At 61.7% G+C, this 16,880-nt stretch carries 15 protein-coding genes; 11 read left to right on the forward strand and 4 right to left on the reverse strand.

Annotated features, from left to right (window positions below):
- Nucleotides 1-11 precede the first annotated feature (11 nt).
- The 3 genes from GA0004734_RS17980 to GA0004734_RS17990 all read right to left on the reverse strand — a co-directional run bounded on the left by GA0004734_RS17980 (nucleotide 12) and on the right by GA0004734_RS17990 (nucleotide 3,318).
- Complete coding sequence (locus GA0004734_RS17980) at nucleotides 12-1,478, reverse strand: FGGY family carbohydrate kinase (RefSeq protein WP_092936594.1); 1,467 nt, start codon at nucleotides 1,476-1,478, stop codon at nucleotides 12-14.
- Nucleotides 1,479-1,552: 74 nt separating this feature from the next.
- Nucleotides 1,553-2,509: a transketolase family protein gene (locus GA0004734_RS17985; RefSeq protein WP_092936596.1), complete on the reverse strand. Its 957-nt coding sequence runs from the start codon at nucleotides 2,507-2,509 to the stop codon at nucleotides 1,553-1,555.
- Nucleotides 2,509-3,318: a transketolase gene (locus GA0004734_RS17990; protein ID WP_092936598.1), complete on the reverse strand. Its 810-nt coding sequence runs from the start codon at nucleotides 3,316-3,318 to the stop codon at nucleotides 2,509-2,511. The genes GA0004734_RS17985 and GA0004734_RS17990 overlap by 1 nt, the downstream gene beginning before the upstream one ends.
- Nucleotides 3,319-3,529: 211 nt before the next feature.
- Between GA0004734_RS17990 and GA0004734_RS17995 the strand changes: the two genes are divergently transcribed.
- From GA0004734_RS17995 to GA0004734_RS18015, 5 genes are all read left to right on the forward strand, one after another.
- Nucleotides 3,530-4,510 (forward strand): ABC transporter permease, encoded by a 981-nt coding sequence (locus GA0004734_RS17995; RefSeq protein WP_092938141.1) that lies wholly within the window; start codon nucleotides 3,530-3,532, stop codon nucleotides 4,508-4,510.
- Nucleotides 4,511-4,625: 115 nt separating this feature from the next.
- A complete protein-coding gene (locus tag GA0004734_RS18000) occupies nucleotides 4,626-5,555 on the forward strand; it encodes a sugar ABC transporter substrate-binding protein (RefSeq protein ID WP_092936600.1) in 930 nt (309 codons plus the stop codon).
- A 29-nt stretch (nucleotides 5,556-5,584) separates the two neighbouring features.
- Nucleotides 5,585-7,063, forward strand: coding sequence for a sugar ABC transporter ATP-binding protein (locus GA0004734_RS18005; RefSeq protein WP_092936602.1), 1,479 nt, complete (start codon nucleotides 5,585-5,587; stop codon nucleotides 7,061-7,063).
- 22 nt (nucleotides 7,064-7,085) lie between these two features.
- Nucleotides 7,086-7,874, forward strand: coding sequence for an SDR family oxidoreductase (locus tag GA0004734_RS18010; RefSeq protein ID WP_092936604.1), 789 nt, complete (start codon nucleotides 7,086-7,088; stop codon nucleotides 7,872-7,874).
- Nucleotides 7,875-8,045: 171 nt separating this feature from the next.
- Nucleotides 8,046-8,828, forward strand: a complete 783-nt coding sequence (locus GA0004734_RS18015) for an SDR family oxidoreductase (RefSeq protein WP_092936606.1) — start codon at nucleotides 8,046-8,048, stop codon at nucleotides 8,826-8,828.
- A gap of 79 nt (nucleotides 8,829-8,907) precedes the next feature.
- Here GA0004734_RS18015 and GA0004734_RS18020 read toward each other — a convergent pair whose 3' ends face one another.
- On the reverse strand, nucleotides 8,908-9,921 hold the full coding sequence (locus GA0004734_RS18020) for a LacI family DNA-binding transcriptional regulator (protein WP_139056301.1): 1,014 nt from the start codon (nucleotides 9,919-9,921) through the stop codon (nucleotides 8,908-8,910).
- 115 nt (nucleotides 9,922-10,036) lie between these two features.
- On the opposite strand from GA0004734_RS18020, the gene GA0004734_RS18025 reads away from it, so the two are divergent.
- The 6 genes from GA0004734_RS18025 (at nucleotide 10,037) to GA0004734_RS18050 (ending at nucleotide 16,796) form a co-directional block, all read left to right on the forward strand.
- A complete protein-coding gene (locus tag GA0004734_RS18025; RefSeq protein WP_175386550.1) occupies nucleotides 10,037-11,755 on the forward strand; it encodes a beta-galactosidase trimerization domain-containing protein in 1,719 nt (572 codons plus the stop codon).
- 371 nt (nucleotides 11,756-12,126) lie between these two features.
- On the forward strand, nucleotides 12,127-12,885 hold the full coding sequence (locus tag GA0004734_RS18030; protein ID WP_175386552.1) for a metallophosphoesterase: 759 nt from the start codon (nucleotides 12,127-12,129) through the stop codon (nucleotides 12,883-12,885).
- A 10-nt stretch (nucleotides 12,886-12,895) separates the two neighbouring features.
- Nucleotides 12,896-13,135 (forward strand): hypothetical protein, encoded by a 240-nt coding sequence (locus GA0004734_RS18035; RefSeq protein ID WP_092936614.1) that lies wholly within the window; start codon nucleotides 12,896-12,898, stop codon nucleotides 13,133-13,135.
- Between the two features lie 238 nt (nucleotides 13,136-13,373).
- A complete protein-coding gene (locus tag GA0004734_RS18040; protein ID WP_092936616.1) occupies nucleotides 13,374-13,868 on the forward strand; it encodes a transposase in 495 nt (164 codons plus the stop codon).
- 8 nt (nucleotides 13,869-13,876) lie between these two features.
- On the forward strand, nucleotides 13,877-14,473 hold the full coding sequence (locus GA0004734_RS18045; RefSeq protein ID WP_139056302.1) for a hypothetical protein: 597 nt from the start codon (nucleotides 13,877-13,879) through the stop codon (nucleotides 14,471-14,473).
- Between the two features lie 592 nt (nucleotides 14,474-15,065).
- On the forward strand, nucleotides 15,066-16,796 hold the full coding sequence (locus tag GA0004734_RS18050) for a methyl-accepting chemotaxis protein (RefSeq protein ID WP_092936620.1): 1,731 nt from the start codon (nucleotides 15,066-15,068) through the stop codon (nucleotides 16,794-16,796).
- Nucleotides 16,797-16,880 lie beyond the last annotated feature (84 nt).

Below are 16,880 nucleotides of genomic sequence, written 5' to 3' on the forward strand. Positions count from 1 at the left end.
GTCGTGAATTTTTATTCACTCTTAGCGGCTCCCGGGTCGAGCGTCGAGCGGGCGAGCGCGTCATTCCACGTTTTGAGCCGTTCCATGCCATCATTCGCAATAGGCGCAATTGGCGCCGTCTGTCGAGGCAGGGCGGAAATGGCGTCGAGATCCGGAAAAATGCCGAGCGAAAGGCCGGCGAGATAGGCAGCACCGAGCGCCGACGCCTCTGGAGCTTCGCACTGGATGACCGTGTGGCGCAACGTGTCGGCGACGCATTGCATGAGAAACCGGTTCTGGCTCGGGCCGCCATCGACATAAAGCGCACCGATGACGCCGCCGCTCTGCGTCTTCATGGCCGAGACGACATCATGCACCTGAAAGGCGATGGAATCGGTAACGGCGCGGGCCATCTGCGCCCGGCTGGTGTTGAAATTGATCTGCGAAAACAGCGCGCGGGCGTTCGAATCCCAATAGGGCGCGCCAAGGCCGACGAAGGCCGGCACGAAGCCGGGGACACCCGGCTCGGCGGTGGCAGCCAGATCGATCAGGGCGGCGACGTCGGCAAGGCCGAGAATGTCGGCCATCCAGGGGAGGCTCGCGGCGGAAACGAGAATATTGCCTTCGAACGCGAAGGTCGGCTTGCCGGCGATCCGCCAGGCGACCGTCGTCGTGATGCCGTTGCGCGGCGCGATGTAGTCGGCAAGCGTCGTCATGATGGACGATCCGGTTCCGAACGTGACCTTGCCGTCGCCCGGCCGAAACGCGCCATGGCCGAAAAGCGCGGCGTGACTGTCGCCAATGGCCGCGCGGATCGGCGTGCCGTCGGCGATGCCGGGCACGCCGGATGTCGTGCCGAAATCGGCGGAACTGTCGCGCACCTCCGGCAGGACGCCGGGGTCGACGCCGAAAATGCTGCAGAGTTCCGTGCTCCAGACCTGCGCATTCAGGTCGAAGAGTTGGCTTCGCGCCGCGTTCGATGCATCGCAGGCATGCGTCCGTCCGCCCGTCATGCGGTGGATGAGCCAGCTGTCGATGGTGCCGGCCCGGACGCTGCGGCCTTGCGGCACGCGGTCCAGCAGCCAGCGGAATTTTGCGCCGGGAAACATCGGATCGAGCGGCAAGCCGGTGATCTGCTCCACGCGGTCCAGATGCCCTTCGCGCGTCAGTCGCTCGCAATCTGTCGCCGTGCGCCGGCACTGCCAGCTGAGAACAGGCCCGAGCGGCTCGCCCGTTCCGGCGTCCCAGACGGTCACGGATTCGCGCTGGTTGGAAATGGCGATGGCCTCGACAGTCGCTTGCGGCGCGGCGTTCAGGCAGGCGGCGATCGCCTCGCAGACCGAGGCCCAGAGCCTGGCCGGATCCTGCTCGACCCAGCCGGGCTTCGGGTAGCTGATGCCGACGGGGGCGGAACCGCGGGCAAGAACCTCGCCCTTCAAGGACACGAGCACCGCCTTCGAATTGGTGGTGCCCTGGTCGATCGCCAGTATCGCCTGCATTCTCGCTCTCCTCAGCATAGATGATGCCGGGGCGGCGATGGAAACGCGCCCCGGCCGAAATGTCGTCCGTCTTTTTATTTGCGTTTGATGACGGCTTCCGCCGCATCGGCGATCGCCTCCGGCGCCATGCCGAATTCGTTCAGCAGGAACTCTGCGGAGCCGGTGGGCGCGAAGATGCCGGGTACGCCGAGACGCTTCATCGGGACGGGCAGGAAATCGACGACCACTTCCGCCACGGCCGAACCAAGCCCGCCGAAGGTCGAGTGCTCCTCGGCCGTGACGATCGCACCGGTTTCACGCGCGGCGGCAATGATGGCGTCCTCGTCTATCGGACGAACGGTCGCAAGGTTGAGAACGCGGGCGCTGATGCCACGGGACGCAAGGATCTCGGCCGCCTTGACCATGCGGTGCGTCAGCGTGCCGTTTGCGATCAGCGTCACGTCGGAGCCTTCCCGCAAAAGATTGGCCTTGCCGACCTCGAATATGTGATCTTCGGGAAGGAGATCGGGAACGCCGACGCGCGAGAGGCGCAGGAAGCAGGGACCCTGATACTGCGCCGCCCATGCGACGGCCGCGGCCGTCTCGATGTGGTCGCAGGGGGCGATGACCGGAAGATTGGGCAGGACGCGCGTCCAGGCGAAATCCTCGATCGAATGATGCGTCGGCCCGAGATCGCCATAGGCCATGCCGGAGGAGATGCCGACCAGCTTCACATTGGCATTGGAATAGGCGATGTCGGCCTTGATCTGCTCAAGGGCGCGCCCCGTTAGGAAGGGGGCCGCCGCGCAGACGTAGGGAATGCGTCCGCCATTGGCGAGGCCGGCGGCAACGCCGATCATGTTCTGCTCGGCAATGCCGACATTGATCAGCCGCTCGGGAAACTTTGCCTTGAAGCCGCCGAGCTTGGAGGAGCCGACGGAGTCGTTGCAGACGACCACAATCGTCTCGTCTTCTGCCGCAAGGCGCTCCAGCGTGGCGGCGAAGGCATCGCGGCAGTCGTGGAGCTTCTGGGATGGGACATGCGCGTTCATTAGAGGGCCTCCGACAGTTCTTTAACGGCGATCTCGTACTGTTCCTTGTTGGGAACCTTGTGGTGCCAGTCCACGGTGTCCTGCATGAACGAGATCCCGTGACCCTTGTTGGTATGCGCAACGATGCAGTGCGGGCGTGCGCCCCGATGTTCGAGAGCCGCAACCACCTCGCTCATGGCATTGCCGTTGATCTCCGTGACCTCCCAGCCGAAGGCTTCAACCTTTGGGCGGAGCGGCGCAAGGCCATTGGTGTCGGCGATGGAGGCGCCCTGCTGGAAGCGGTTATGGTCGATGAGGAGCGTCAGGTTGTCGAGACCGAAATGCGCACCGGCCATGATGGCTTCCCAGTTCGATCCTTCCTGCATCTCGCCGTCGCCGGTGACGACATAGGTGTGGTAGGACGCGCCCGAAAGCTTTGCGGCCTTCGCCATGCCGACCGCGACCGGCAGGCCGTGGCCGAGCGGACCGGTATTGGTCTCGACGCCGGGCACCTTGTTGCAGTTCGGATGGCCGTTGAGCCGGGAATAGGGCTTGAGGAACGTCGAAACCTCCTCCTCGGGGATGAAGCCGCGCTTGGCGAGCGTCACATAGAGCGCGCAGGCGGTGTGGCCCTTCGACAGGACGAAGCGATCGCGGTCCGGATGCTTCGGCTGATCGGGCCAAACCTTCAGGACGCGGAAATACAGGGCCGTCAGCACGTCGATGACCGACATTTCCCCGCCGATATGTCCAGCGCCTGCTTCGAACACGGCTTGCAGATCCCGCAGTCGGATTTGGCGCGCGACGCCCTCAAGATCTCTAATCTCCATCATTCCCTCGTCTGAATAAATATGCATGTAGTGATATTCTTGCATAGATGGCTGATTAGTCAACCCCCGTTGGAATGGCGAGTATGCTGCGCCGCAGCGAGAAATTCGATTGACACCTATATCTTCGCTTGATAGTGAATTTTCCGGCAGGAGTGAATATTTATTCTATTCAATGTGTGGGTTTGGCCTGCGACATGCGTGAGGAGGAATGATGGTGGCGCTCGACATCAACGGACAGGCCCGGCCGTCCGGCACGTGGCGGAAGAAACTTAGTGGCGCGACGGGGCCTCTCGTAGGACTTCTCGCCCTCTGCATCTTCCTCGGATTCAGCACCGATGCCTTCTTCTCGCTGCGCAACGGCCTGAACATTCTCGACCAGATCACCGTGATCGGCATCATGGCCGTCGGCATGACCTTCGTGATCCTCATCGGCGGCATCGATCTCTCGGTCGGCTCGGTTCTGGCACTCTCCATGATGGTCATGGGCTGGACCGCGAACATTGCCGGCCTTCCCTTGAGCCTTGCCATCGCCGTCGCGCTCGTCGCCTCCGCCGTCAGCGGGCTCATCGTCGGGCTTCTGGTGACCGTCTTCCGGGTTCCCGCCTTCATCGCAACGCTCGCGATGATGTCGGCCGCTCGCGGCGTCGCCAACATGATCACAGACGGCCAGCAGATCGTCGGCTTCCCCGACTGGTTCATGATGCTTGCGATCGATCGCCATTTCGGCGTTCTCACGGCCACCGTGTTCCTGATGCTCTTCGTGGTGCTGATCGCTTGGCTGTTCCTGCACTACCGCGCCGAAGGCCGCATGCTCTATGCCGTCGGCGGCAACCCGGAAGTCGCGCGACTTGCCGGCATCAATGTGCAGCTGGTCACGATCGGGGTCTATGTGGTCAGCGCCGTGCTGGCAGGCCTTGCCGGCATCGTGCTTGCCGCCCGCCTCGACTCGGTACAGCCCTCCAGCGGCTTCGGTTACGAGCTCGACACGATTGCAGCCGTCGTGATCGGCGGCACGTCCCTTTCCGGTGGGGCCGGCGGTATCGGCGGCACGCTGATCGGCGTCCTCATCATCGGCGTTCTGCGCAACGGTCTCAATTTGCTCAACGTCTCGCCCTTCCTGCAGCAGGTCATCATCGGCGTCGTCATCGTGCTTGCGGTGGGCGCCGAAACCATGCGCCGGCGGCGCGCCTAACCCGGATAACCGGTGGGCGGCCACAAAAATTCCCCTCCGAGAGGTTTGGAGCGGAGCCTATGCCCCAGGGGTGGAGGATTACCCCCCGGGTTCTATCAACAACGGAGGAACGACCATGACATTTGCACGCACTCTTCTGACATCGGCGGCCATTCTCGGTCTGACGCTCGGCTCGGCACACGCCGCCGAGGTCAAGAAGATCGGCCTTGCCGTCGCCAACCTGCAGGCGAACTTCTTCAACCAGATCAAGCAATCCGTCGAAGCCGAAGCCAAGAAGCGCGGCATCGAGGTCGTCACCGTCGACGCCAAGGGTGACGGCCCGACGCAGGTCAACCAGATCCAGGACCTTCTGACGCAGAACATCGACGCGCTCATCTACATTCCCGCAGGTGCCGCCGCCGCTACGGTTCCGGTCAAGCTTGCCAAGGCTGCCGGCGTGCCGGTCATCAATATCGACCGCAATGCCGAGGGTGCGCCAGGCGATACATTCCTGGCAACAGACTCCGTCTCTTCGGCAAAGAGCGTCTGCGACTACATCCTGAAGGAAGCCGGTGGCAAGGGCGACATGGTCATCATCCATGGCCAGAAGGGCACCACGCCGGAAGTCGATCGTTCCAAGGGCTGCGCCGAAGCGCTGAAGGCCTATCCGGAGGTCAAGATCGTCGCCGAGCAGTATTCCAACATGTGGGCGCAGGACGAGGGCTTCCAGATCATGCAGAACATGCTGCAGGCCAACCCGAACGTCTCGATCGTCTTTGCACAGGCCGACGGCCTCGCACTCGGTGCGGCACAGGCGATCAAGGTTGCCAACCCGTCGCAGAAGGTCGTCGTCGGCGGCTTCGACGGTGACACGGCAGCGCTCGAAGCGCTCGGCAAGGGCGTCTTCAACGTCACGGCCACACAGCAGACCCAGAAGATGGGCCGCGACGCCGTCGAGAACGCGGTGAAGATCGTGGCCGGCGAAAAGGTGCCGCCGGTGCAGCTGCTTGATGCGACGCTGACCACCAAGGAAAACGTTGCCGAGTTCATCGCGAACCATCCCTGATAGCGTCGCGACGGTAGAGGAAGTACGCCATGACCCAACCGGTTCTGTCACTCAGAGGCATCTCGAAACACTACGGACCGCTCCAGGTGCTCAAATCCGTGAGCCTGGACGTTCATCCGGGGGAAGTCGTGGCACTTCTCGGTGAGAACGGAGCCGGAAAGTCGACGCTGTCCGGCATCATCGCCGGATCGCGGGCGCCGTCCGAGGGAACGATGACGTGGCTGGGGCAGCCTTATGCCCCTGCCACGCCGCGCGAGGCGATCGACAAGGGCGTCGTCCTCATCCATCAGGAGCTGAAGCTTCTGCCGCAGCTCTCCATCGCGGAAAACGTCTTCATCGGGCGCTGGCCGACGCGCAATGGCGCCATCGATCGTGCCCAGATGGAGCGCCGCGCGCAGGAGCAGCTCTCGCGCCTCAACCTGCATATCCCGGCCTCCCGCAAGGTGGCCGGCCTGTCCACCGCCAACCAGCAGCTGATCGAGATCGCGAAAGCCCTGGCGCTCGATGCCAAGCTCCTGATCCTCGACGAGCCCACCGCGGCACTCGGCGGTGCCGAGACCGAGGCCCTGTTCGAGCAGGTTCGCAAGCTGCGCGCCGAAGGCGTCGGTATCATCTACATTTCGCACCGCATGGAAGAGATCAAGCAGATCACCGACCGCATCGTCGTTCTTCGCGACGGCGAGCGCGTGCAGGAATTCGCTGACAGCGCGACGCCGGTACGCACGGTGGTGGAGAGCATGGTCGGACGCTCGCTCGATCGCCTGTTCCCGCCCGTGCCAACACCGACCGAGCGGCCCGTGCTGCAGGTCTCGAACCTCACCTCGGCCGTCAACGCCTTCCGCGATGTCAGCTTCGAGGTGCGCGCCGGAGAGATCCTCGGGATTGCCGGTCTGGTCGGCGCCGGCCGCACCGAACTCGTGCGCGCCATTGCCGGTGCCGATCCTGTCAAGGCCGGCACGATCCGGCTCGACGGGCGGGTGCTGAAACTCCGCGACCCGGCCGATGCGATCGCCATGGGCATCGTGCTCGTGCCGGAGGACCGCAAGGATCAGGGGCTGGTCGTCGCCCACAAGATCAGCGAAAACCTGATCTATGCCAATCTGGACAAGCTCGGCTCCCGTTGGATCACGGCCGGCGTGAAGAAGGCTTTTGCCGAGAAGGCCATCGCGAAATTCAACGTGAAGGGACGCGCCGAGCAGCATGCCTCCGACCTTTCGGGCGGCAACCAGCAGAAGATCGTCATCGCCAAATGGCTGATGCGCGACCCGAAGGTGGTCGTTCTCGACGAACCGACACGCGGCATCGACGTCGGCGCGCGCGCCGGTATCTACGACATCATCGTCAACCTCGCCCGGCAGGGCGTCGCGGTTATCGTCGTCAGCTCCGACCTCGAGGAGGTGCTCGGCGTCTCCAGCCGCATTCTCGTTCTCGCCCAGGGCAACCAGGCCGGCATTCTCAACCGCGAACAGGCCAATGACGTCTCCGTCATGGAACTCGCAACGATCTGATGAACCATAGAAAGGAAGAGCGGTGTCCGACATCACTCTGAACGCCCCCAAGCTGTTCGACCTCACCGGCCACGTCGCACTCGTCACGGGTGCGGGAAGCGGCATCGGCCAGCACATCGCCATCGGCCTTGCCCAGTGCGGCGCGGATGTCGCGCTGCTCGACCGGCGCACCGATGACGGGCTCGCCATGACCGCGCATCACATCAAGGCTGCAGGCGGCCGTTCGATCGAGATTGCGGCCGACGTGACCAGCAAGACGTCGCTGGCCGACGCCGTGGCGCGCACCGAGGCCGAGCTCGGCAATCTCTCGCTCGCCGTGAACGCCGCCGGCATCGCCAATGCGAACCCGGCCGAAGACATGGACGAGGACCAGTACCAGACGCTGATGGACATCAATCTCAAAGGCGTCTTTCTTTCCTGCCAGGCAGAAGCGCGCGCGATGCTGAAGCATGGCCGCGGCGCCATCGTCAACATCGCCTCCATGTCCGGCGTCATCGTCAATCGCGGGCTCAGTCAGGCGCATTACAACGCCTCGAAGGCGGGCGTCATTCACATGTCGAAGTCGATGGCGATGGAGTGGGTGGATCGCGGCATTCGCGTTAACACGATCTCGCCCGGCTACACCGCGACGCCGATGAACACCCGCCCGGAAATGGTGCACCAGACGAAGCTGTTCGAAGAGCAGACGCCGATGCAGCGCATGGCCAGGGTGGACGAAATGGTCGGCCCCGCCGTCTTCCTCCTGTCGGATGCCGCAAGCTTCGTCACGGGCGTGGACCTGCTCGTCGATGGTGGCTTCTGCTGCTGGTAGGCCTTTAAAACAGCGGTTTCGGCACCTCCCTGACGAGACCGCGGGCGGATCGTGCGGCAAGCGACGTTGCCGCGTGATCCGCTTTCTTCATGCTCAGGCCTTCAGGTCTGACGGGCGGGAGGAGAGGCGCGCGGACGAACCGGGCGCGACGTTCATACGGAGGAGGATTCTATGAAGCGTTTCGACAACAAGACAGTCGTGATCACAGGCGCAAGCCGCGGCATCGGTGCGGCAATCGCCACCCGCTTTGCCCGCGAGGGCGCCAATCTCGTCGTCTCGGCGAATGAAGACCGCGTGCACGGCGTTGCCGAGGAAATCGTAAAAGCCGGCGGCAAAGCGATCTCCTTCGTCGGCGACGTTACCAGCAAGGCCAGCGTTATCGCGCTCTACGATGCGGCCGAGGCAGCGTTCGGATCGATCGACGTGTCTATACAGAATGCCGGCGTGATCACGATAGCACGCGTCGAGGACCTGCCGGAGGACGACTGGGACAAGGTGATGGCGGTGAACACCAAGGGCGTGTTCCTCTGCGCCCAGGAAGCCATCGCCCGCATGCGCAGTCACGGCCGTGGCGGCCGCATCATCAACACCGCGTCTGGCCAGGCGCGGGACGGCTTCATCTACACGCCGCACTACGCCGCCTCCAAGATGGGCGTCGTCGGCATCACCCAGAGCCTAGCCAAGGAAGTCGCGACCGACGGCATCACCGTCAACGCCTTCTGCCCCGGCATCATCGAGACCGATATGTGGGCCTATAATGATGAGGCCTGGGGCAAACTGCTCGGCACCTACGCGCCCGGCGAACTGATGAAGGAATGGGTCGAAGGCATTCCGATGAAGCGCGCCGGTTCCGGCGAGGACGTCGCCGGTCTCGTCACCTTCCTTGCGAGCGAAGACGCCGCCTACATCACCGGGCAGACCATCAATGTCGACGGCGGCCTCATCATGTCCTGACGCCGCCAGCGCTCGGAGGTCGAGACGACCGAAGCACTTCTGGGAATGGCACTCTGAACACCGGGCCTTTGGCGTGCGGCTACGTGCTTGGCGGAGCGCAGGAGGTTCCGATGACGAGTTTCGGTATGGTGATATGCGTGCGTGGGAGAAGGGTGACGCCGCCGCGTTGCATCATGCGCTCGATGAGGAAGTTGGCGGCGACCCGGGCCAGTTCCTCGACCGGTTGCGCGGCAATGGTCAGCCGTGGCTTTAGGACGTTGCTCCAGGGCACGTCATCGACGCCTGTCAAGGAAATCTCCTGCGGGCAGCTGAAGCCGAGATCGTTGATCGCCTGAAGGGCGCCCAGCGCCATGAGGTTGCTGGCGGTGACCAGCGCCGTCGGGCGCTGCGGCAGGGACAGCAGGCCTACGACCTGATCGTAGGCCTTCTCGCCGCTGAAATCCGCGACGATCTCCATGGCGGGATCGACCGGCAGGTTCGAGGCGGCCATGGCATCGCGAAAGCCTCTGCGCCGCAGTGCCGCCGTCCACTGGCCGGGATCGCCGCCGATGAAGGCAATGCGACGATGGCCCATGCGAATGAGATATTCCGTCAGCATGGTCGTTGCCAGCGCGTTGTCCGAGCTGACGAAATCGAGGTTCGCGCCGTCTACATTCTGGTCTATCAGGACGAACGGCATATCGAGCCTCGACAGAAACGCCGCGAAATTCGGGTCGTTGGTCATCGGCGCCATCAGAATGCCGCCGACCCGGTGGCGCCGCAACTGCTCGATGGTCTCGCGTTCCCGCTGGGCGTGGGACGCGGTTTCCACCACGATCACCATGTGGTCCGTATCCGACAGAATGCTGTCGACCACGCACAGCAGGCGGCTGAAAAACGGTTTGCCGATGTCGCCGAGCACAAGACCGATCAGCTTGCTGTGTCCCCGTTTCAAGCTCTGGGCCAGAACGTTGGGCTTGTAGCCGACCGCCTCGCTTGCTTCCAGCACACGCTTCAGCGTTTCTGCGCTGATCGGGCCGGTGCCGTTTATGGCAAGCGACACCGTCGAGATGGCCACGCCCGCCTTCTTAGCCACGTCCCTTATGGTCGCCATGCGTTACCTCGTTAGCCGAGCCGTTCGTGTGTTCCTGCGGTCCGCCCAAAATGCCGGTTGTCGGACCTCACGTCTGCGGAATCAGGCTCAGGCAGTTTTGTCTGTTCGATCTGTTTTGACCGATGTTCGATGCTTGCTCCTGCGCGGGCAGATCGATGGGCTGCATTCGGTTGGCATTAAGGCGCCGGTCTATCTATCCGCCGCCTGGGACGAGCAGGCCCCGCAGACCCATCCCGAATGGCGTATCGTCTCGCCGGAGGGTACGCTGCCGCAATCGCGCAACGAGCCGACCGGCTGGGCCTTTCTCGATTTCTCCACGCCATATCTCGATTATCTCTGCCGCCAGGTGGAGGAGGTCATGCGCAGCTATGGCGACGGCGACGGCATCTTTCTCGACATATCGTTCCAGATGCCGACCGTCTCCGCCGCCGCCAGGACGAAGATGGATGCGCTCGGGCTCGACGGGACCAGCCCCCTCGACCGCGACACCTTTCTCGACCGGTCCACGGAGGCCTATTACGAGGCCGTGAAGGCGGCCGTGCATCGCCACGACCCCCGCATGCCGCTGTTTTTCAACGCCGGTCATGTCCGGCGTGGCCAGCGCGTGCATGACCGTCGCTTCTACAGCCATCTGGAACTGGAATCCCTGCCGACGGCCGGCTGGGGCTACGATCATTTTCCCCTGAGCGCCCGCTATGTCGATCCCATCGGCTTCGACTTTCTCGGCATGACCGGCAAGTTCCATTTCACCTGGGGCGAGGTCGGCGGCTACAAGCGGCCGGAGGCGCTGGTCTACGAATGCGGTGCGATCATCGCGCTGGCCTATCGTTTCGTGGAGGCGCGCGAGCCCTGGTGCCTCGGCTCCGTCAATCGCGCCGATATCGGCCTGCTGTCGCTCCAGTCGGTGGAAGCACCGGCGGCTGGCGGCGGGTCCGACCGCGACAGCGTTGCGGATGACGGCGCGTCGCGCATCCTGCTGGAGGCGGGACTGACCTTCGATGTGCTCGATCTCGACAGCGATTTCGCGCCGTACCGTCTCCTGATTCTGCCCGACGCCGTTCCGGTGGACGAGGCCCTCCGGCTGCGCATCGAGCGTTATGCGGAAGAGGGTGGCAGGGTGCTCCTGACCGGGCGCAGCGGTATCGATCCGGAACGCGGCTTTGTGTTCGATCTCGGCGCGCGCTGGCATGGGACCTCGCCGATGACCGGTGGCGACTACCTTCTGCCGATCGCGCCGCTGCAGGCGGACGGCATCGACCAGCCGATGTTTATGTACCAGCCGTCCGAGCGGATTACGGTAACGGACGGCCTGTCGCTCGGCGCCATCCACGAGCCCTATTTCGACCGCACGCCGCGCCATTTCTCCGGCCATATCCATGCGCCGAGCCGGCCGGATGCCTCGGCCTATCATGCGGGCGTACAGAAAGGCAATTTCATCTATCTTGCCCACCCGGTCTTCGGCATCTACCATCAGGTGGGTGCGGTGCGCATGCTGGAAATGACAGAGCGCGCTATCGCCTTCGCCCTCGGTGGTGAGACGCTGATCTCGACCAGCCTGCCACGGGCCGGCCGGGTGACCGTGCGCAGCCAGCCGGAACAGGCACGCGACGTCATCCATCTGCTGCACGCGACACCAGCACTGCGCGGCCAGCTCTGGGAGGCCAATATCCAGCCGATCCAGGACATCACGCCCCTGTTCGACATCGCCGTTTCGCTGAAGACCGCAAGTCCGGTGTCCACCATCCGAAGCGTGCCGGCGGGCGATGATCTCTCCTTCACGGAAGCGGACGGCACCGTCCATTTTACGCTGCCGCGCCTGGACGGCATGCGATGATAGAGGTCGCCTACCAACGCTGAAATCCGTTGGTAGGCGATCCAGATAAAGCGTTGTCGCCCGATAGTCTGGCTGACTTCAGCGGGAGTCTTTAAGGGCTCCTGCGGGCTGCGCCTTGGCGAAGGAACCGGACGTTATGGCATGTCGGCGTCCTTTGTGGGACGTGCCGTCGAGCCGCATTTATCGTGCCACGTAACACGGGCGGCCATTACGATGGCATTCGGTTTTGATGGCGCGTTGCGGGAGGGTGACTTATAGGACGTTGCCACCCCGGACGGCGTCGCTTTGGTCTCGTCCTTGTCCAAGGTCCGGCTCCCTGCAAGTGGCAGGGTGATGTGACGCAACCATGTTTTCCAGCAGGGCAAAGAGTGATGACGACAGAGAGCCTACCCTCCAATATCTATGCGATCGCCGATATCCACGGACGCGCCGATCTTCTCGATGTCATGCTTGGCTATATTGCAGAAGACGCCGCAGTCCATGGTTCGAAGCCGGTGGTGATCTTCCTGGGCGATCTCATCGATCGCGGACCCGACAGTCCGAAGGTCATCGATCGGGTCCGTGAGACACTGGACCTCTATCCCGGCTCCCGGCTGATTCTGGGCAATCACGATTTCTTCCTGCGGGAACTTCTGCGTGGCACACTCACATCCGAGGATGCGATAAACTGGCTGGACTGGGGAGGCGTCGCCACTCTGAGCGCATATTCCGACCGGCCGGTGCCCGATCTCGCAAATATCGCGGCCGACATCCGTCGTGATTTTCCGCACCATGTCGATGTGCTGGAAAACGCTCTGACATTCAAGGAGATCGGACGCTTCTGTTTTGTTCATGCCGGAATACGCCCCGGCATCGAGCTGATCGATCAGGATGAATATGACTTGCGTTGGATCAGGGCCGGCTTTCTCGACCACCTGGATGTATTTCGCCATATCGTCCTGCATGGCCATACGATCACAGCGTCACTACGACCCGAAATTCATTCCAATCGCATCGCACTGGACACGGGAGCCTATCGATCCGGCCGCTTGAGCGCCGCCGTCATCCGGGACGACGAACTTTCACACTTCCTCTGCACCGAGCTGACCGAAGAGGGTGCCATACGCATTGGCGAGTGGCGGCCTGAATAAAGGATTCCCTATGCACCGACTCGTCTCGGTCGTTCTGGTCCTTGTCCTCACGGCCACGGCATTTATCGGCCTACGCTGGTACAGGTACGTTTCGAATACGAGCTCGCCCTATGACGAGGTCGGTATCGAGATCAACAGCCGCTTGCCGGCATGGTTGAGCAAATGGGGCTGCGACAAGCTTCATGTCACGTCCGGTAACGTGCCCCCGCCCTACGGCTGTGGTTCCACCGATGGAAATACGTGGCGCTGACGAGGCGGCATCTTTCCAGCCGTTCCGTTCCGGCGTGGACTGCGCGCATCAGTACACGCATCTGCATCGAGACGCGCCGGGCGAACGCTGTCGTAGAGACAATGCCGGATAGCTCAAGGTGAACACGCGCAATGATATGGTGGCCAGCAATAAACGCTTCTTCCAACGGAGCAACCTTGCTCTACTTGCACGTTACCGCTAGCAGATAAGCTTGACTGCGCTGTAATTGGAGAGTGCCATGACTGGCGACGAACATCAGAATGCACCGACTGACGTATCCGGGGATGTGAAGGACCTGGACGGGCAGCTATCAGAAGACGGCGGCCGTAAAGCCCGGAAAAGGACACAGAAGAAGGTCCCGAGCGAAAAGCCTGTCACGCGCCAGATCCGGCGTCACACGCCCTCGGAACGTGCGGAAAAGATTCGCCGCATCGAGGACAGCCTTGCAAAGGACGGTCTTTCGCTGAAGGCCGCGGTTGAAGCGGTCGGAATCTCGGATCAGACCTATTACCAGTGGAAGCGTGCAGAAAAGCCTTCAGACGTCTCCTCAACCCCTTCTGCATCCTCAGGACCTTCGGTGTCCTCGCCATCCGCTACACCGCCGGCTTCGGTCGGGAGCGAACTGGCCGAACTCATCAAGCTTGAAGAAGAGAACCAGAGACTGCGTCAGTTGCTCGGCGAGAAGCTTCGGGCGGAGAACGCGGAACTGCGTCGACGCCTCGAACTGGATTGACGCGCGTCATGCGGAAAGCCCAACCTCATTTTGTGGTGGAATACAAAGGCGGTCGGCGCCAGAAATCGTCTCCGAAAGGTTCGATATGGGGAGCCGTAGACTTTTCCAAGCTCACGAGCGAGATCGAACATGATCTTCCCCCTGAGGTGCGGAGCGATGTTGCCGACATAAACGATGGCGGGGACCAGCATCCGGCCGAACATCCCATGCCGAACAAGGATCTTGTTGCGGCGGACGTCGAGGGCGGTGGCGGACCAGTCTTGGCGGAGGCAGAGCCGTCGTTGACGAGCGATGTTGATGGCGGCGGACGCGGCGGGCTTCTGGAAGCTGTGCACACGCAGAGCGAAGAGATAGGCTCACCCGCGACCGGATATCATATCCTTGAGCATGGATCGGATGTCGAGCCGAGAGCCGATGATCACGAGCGCGGTCCAATGTTCGTATCCGGAGATAGCGGCAAACCTGCATTGCCGGCAGAACCGGTTTCGCGAGAGCAACTGGCAGCGCTTGAGGGCGAGAATAAAGAGCTTAAAAGGCGTCTTTTGAGGAAGCTTAAGCAAGAAAATCACTGTCTTGAGAAAATGCTGGAGCGGTTCTTGCCCTAGTGCGTCTTTTGCCAGATCAACGGCGAGCATTGTTAGCGGTTAGAGCTGGAGCCTGCAAATCTTAAGCCCCTGACAACTTGGACCACATGTCGCTAAAAGCGTCAGCTTCCTGCTTGGCGTTTTCACTGCAACAGACTTGACCTCAACAAGATGATCAAGCTGAGCCGTGTTTCGTTGCGGCTGAAGTGATCGTGTTGGGAAGATGCATTCGATGCGCGAGACGACAAGGCTTGTCCTCACGCCCTAACAATGGCCCTTCCATCGCCGTCTGGCCGAACGTCCCTAAGACGCCTGTCGCGCAAATTATTATGTTCTCGACACTCAGGCGGCTGCTTTTCATACAAAAAGCGACATTGAAATCCTGCCATTGCGACCGGGAACTGTACTTCCCGATATATCCTAAAAATAGGGATAATTATTAGATAAATAGCATATAGTACTGCGATGCAAGCCTTTAACATTGGAGAGATGACTCCATAATTTCGTACCTGCTCAATTAAAACGAAATTTTAAGTATCTTTATTTAATCTCATCCTCAGTTAGTGTCGCAATTTCTTGGCGGCTCGCAAAACAAACTGACGAGGGTGAATACGTGTTTGGGATATCGGAAATTTCTGGCATGCAGCGCGAAGCGATGAAGTCGATTACAGCGAATATCATGATCGCGGATTTCGATCTCAACATTCGTTACATGAACAATGCGGTGACGGATCTGCTGAAGGAAGCGGGGCCTGACCTGAAGAAGGAACTGCCACGGTTCGACTTCGACAAGTTGATCGGCAGCAACATCGATATCTTTCATAAGAACCCGTCTCACCAGCGCAATATGCTCGCGGCTCTCAAGACCCAGCACCGGGCAACAATTTGGATCGGCCACAGGGCATTCGATCTGATTGTTACGCCGCTGACCAAAGGGGCGAAGACGACTGGGTTCGTCGTTGAATGGAGCAATGCTCGGGAACGACTGCAGAATCTGGATTACCAGGCGCAGATGGTCGCCATCAGCCGCTCGCAGGGTATCATCGAATTCACGACGCAGGGAGAGATCGTATCGGCGAACGCCAACTTCCTGAAAGCCATCAATTACAGCATGGACGAGATCAAGGGGCGCCCGCACAGCATCCTGGTGGAGCCGGGTTACGCCCAGTCGCCGGAGTACAAGGCGTTCTGGGACGCCCTGCGACGCGGCGAGGTGCAGTCTGCCGAATTCACCCGATATGCCAAGAACGGCAAGGCGATCTTCATCAACGCGTCCTACAACCCGATCCTAGATGCCAAGGGCAAGGTCATCAAGGTCGTCAAGTTCGCAACCGATGTGACCGAACGGGTGGAAGCCGTGAGTGCCATTGGAGAAGCCCTGACGAAGCTTGCGAATGGTGATCTCTCGTTCAGCCTCAATCAGCCGTTCGCACCCGACTTCGAAAGTCTTCGCAGCACGATGAATATGGCTCTCAGCCAGATGCGGAACACGCTTGGTGCTGTTGCCCGGTCCACGGCCCAGATCGATATGGGGACGCGCGAAATCAGCCAGAGCGCCGAGGATCTCTCCAGGCGCACGGAGCAGCAGGCAGCGTCCCTTGAGGAAACGGCAGCAGCGCTCGATCAGATCACCGTCAATGTTTCCAACGCCGCCAAGCGTGCGGAGGAGGCGCGTCGGTCGGCCTCGACAGCCAGTCAGAACGCCGAGCGCTCGGGCAATGTCGTGGCCGATGCCGTCGGTGCCATGTCGCGCATCGAAGCATCCTCGAACCAGATCTCCAATATTATCGGCGTTATCGACGAGATCGCGTTCCAGACCAACCTGCTTGCGCTGAACGCAGGTGTCGAAGCGGCGCGTGCGGGCGAAGCGGGCAAGGGCTTTGCTGTCGTCGCCCAGGAGGTGCGCGAGCTTGCGCAGAGGTCCGCGCAAGCGGCAAAGGAGATCAAGGAACTGATCCGCAATTCATCGAGCGAAGTCAGCACCGGAGTCAAGCTGGTCAGTGAGACAGGGGAATCTCTGCAGACGATCCGTAGCAACATCGTCGTCGTCAACGAGCACATGGAGGCAATTACCAGCTCCGCGCGCGAACAGGCGACCGGCTTGTCCGAGGTGAACGCAGCCGTCAACCAGATGGATCAGGTGACACAGCAGAACGCAGCAATGGTCGAGGAAACCAACGCGGCGAGCGCTACGCTTGCGCAGGAGACTGCAACGCTGCGCGACCTGATCCGGCACTTTGAACTCGGACAGGACGCAACGAGGACGACATCCCTCTCATCGTCGCACTCAGCGTCCTCCTATCAGCGCGCAGAGGCTCCTGCACGGCGGGCATCGATGCGATAGCCACATATCGGCGCGGTTTCGACTTTGCTCGGAACCGCGCCGGCCTCGTTGACTGCCTGCACAGCAATGCCGACATGCCTCCGT

The organism is Rhizobium sp. 9140, from assembly GCF_900067135.1.
Classification (GTDB): domain Bacteria; phylum Pseudomonadota; class Alphaproteobacteria; order Rhizobiales; family Rhizobiaceae; genus Ferranicluibacter.

Bases quoted from the DNA above. Each gene is read 5' to 3' on its own strand.
- GA0004734_RS17980 (WP_092936594.1), bottom strand. From the start codon at position 1,478: ATGCAGGCGATACTGGCGATCGACCAGGGCACCACCAATTCGAAGGCG.
- GA0004734_RS17985 (WP_092936596.1), bottom strand. From the start codon at position 2,509: ATGAACGCGCATGTCCCATCCCAGAAGCTCCACGACTGCCGCGATGCC.
- GA0004734_RS17990 (WP_092936598.1), bottom strand. From the start codon at position 3,318: ATGGAGATTAGAGATCTTGAGGGCGTCGCGCGCCAAATCCGACTGCGG.
- GA0004734_RS17995 (WP_092938141.1), top strand. From the start codon at position 3,530: ATGGTGGCGCTCGACATCAACGGACAGGCCCGGCCGTCCGGCACGTGG.
- GA0004734_RS18000 (WP_092936600.1), top strand. From the start codon at position 4,626: ATGACATTTGCACGCACTCTTCTGACATCGGCGGCCATTCTCGGTCTG.
- GA0004734_RS18005 (WP_092936602.1), top strand. From the start codon at position 5,585: ATGACCCAACCGGTTCTGTCACTCAGAGGCATCTCGAAACACTACGGA.
- GA0004734_RS18015 (WP_092936606.1), top strand. From the start codon at position 8,046: ATGAAGCGTTTCGACAACAAGACAGTCGTGATCACAGGCGCAAGCCGC.
- GA0004734_RS18020 (WP_139056301.1), bottom strand. From the start codon at position 9,921: ATGGCGACCATAAGGGACGTGGCTAAGAAGGCGGGCGTGGCCATCTCG.
- GA0004734_RS18030 (WP_175386552.1), top strand. From the start codon at position 12,127: ATGACGACAGAGAGCCTACCCTCCAATATCTATGCGATCGCCGATATC.
- GA0004734_RS18035 (WP_092936614.1), top strand. From the start codon at position 12,896: ATGCACCGACTCGTCTCGGTCGTTCTGGTCCTTGTCCTCACGGCCACG.
- GA0004734_RS18040 (WP_092936616.1), top strand. From the start codon at position 13,374: ATGACTGGCGACGAACATCAGAATGCACCGACTGACGTATCCGGGGAT.
- GA0004734_RS18045 (WP_139056302.1), top strand. From the start codon at position 13,877: ATGCGGAAAGCCCAACCTCATTTTGTGGTGGAATACAAAGGCGGTCGG.